The sequence below is a fragment of the Arenibacter sp. S6351L genome, from assembly GCF_023016025.1.
GTDB classification, from domain to species: Bacteria; Bacteroidota; Bacteroidia; order Flavobacteriales; family Flavobacteriaceae; genus Arenibacter; species Arenibacter algicola_B.
The window spans coordinates 1-1,108 of the sequence record NZ_JALKBB010000084.1; the positions used below are offsets into that span (position 1 = coordinate 1).

Sequence of the window (1,108 nt, forward strand, 5' to 3'; positions counted from 1 at the left end):
AACTGTATCTACTTGGATACAAATTTAAGATATTTATTTTTAATCCGCAGTAAATTTTTGGAATTTTCGACTTGAGTGAGACAATGCACCACAACGGTTCGGCTATGGCAAGTAGGGCAGGCAAGGAAACTTTTCGTTTCCGTCTGGTCTGCGAGCCAGAGCTTTTTGTTTTGTAATTATTTTTTCTTTTTTAATTGCCAAATCCAAAAGATTTGGCGGACTTAGCAAACAAGCCCAAGCCTTTAAATATAGCACTTTATGCCCTATTTGCTATAGCCATTGTTGTGCTTAGTTATTTCTTTTTGACAGATAACTCATTTTTGAATTTTATTATAATGTCTTGTCTAGAAGCCCAATCGCTAAGCTCTAAATTTAGTTCGGAGATTTTTCTTTCTAGGCCTTTTTCCAAATCATTTACGACACCTTTAAAATCCAAATAGAGTTGAGAAATATTTATTTCAGTTTTCTGTTTTTTATCTACAGTTTCTAAGTAAATATTTTCAATTATCAAATTTTCATTGAATTTCATAAACTCAACTTTGCCAGGGTCTCCGTAAAGTATTCCACTCATCGCTACAAACCGATATGCTTCACTAGATGTTTTATCATGATAGGTCCATTTTAACTTTCCGAAAAAAGGTTGTCGATTGTCAATTAGAGACTCATCAATTCTTGCCTCCATATGTTGATAAGTGTTCCTAGAGTCATTCACATATTTTATAGGTTCTATTAAAGCATAGTTATTATCAGTTGCAAGAACTTGATAAAGCATTATAAACCGCCTAATATTATCTAATAAACTCCATACATAATGAAAAAGCTGAGGAAACTTTTTCTTTTCCTTTCCTTCTGATACTCTTATAGCTCTACTTTCAATATTTTCATAATTATATTCAATTATATCAATCGTGAACCTTAAAGAATCCAGTATCAATAATTGTTTTTCTTCTATAGCAGCGGGTAATCTACGAAGTACAGATGATTCTTTAAGTAACATTTTTCATAATTAAGCACAACGTTCAAGCTATGAGTAGTGCGGAGACAAGGAAATCTTTTTGTTTCCGTCTACGCACGTAGCAAAAGCTTTTTGTTTTGTTTTATTTTTTTG

The 1,108-nt window shown here is 32.2% G+C and carries 1 protein-coding gene; it reads right to left on the reverse strand.

All coding sequences use genetic code 11. From position 1 onward, the window contains the following. Window positions 1-292: 292 nt before the first annotated feature. Window positions 293-997 (reverse strand): hypothetical protein, encoded by a 705-nt coding sequence (locus MWU82_RS23965; RefSeq protein WP_247098270.1) that lies wholly within the window; start codon window positions 995-997, stop codon window positions 293-295. Between the last annotated feature and the right edge of the window lie 111 nt (window positions 998-1,108).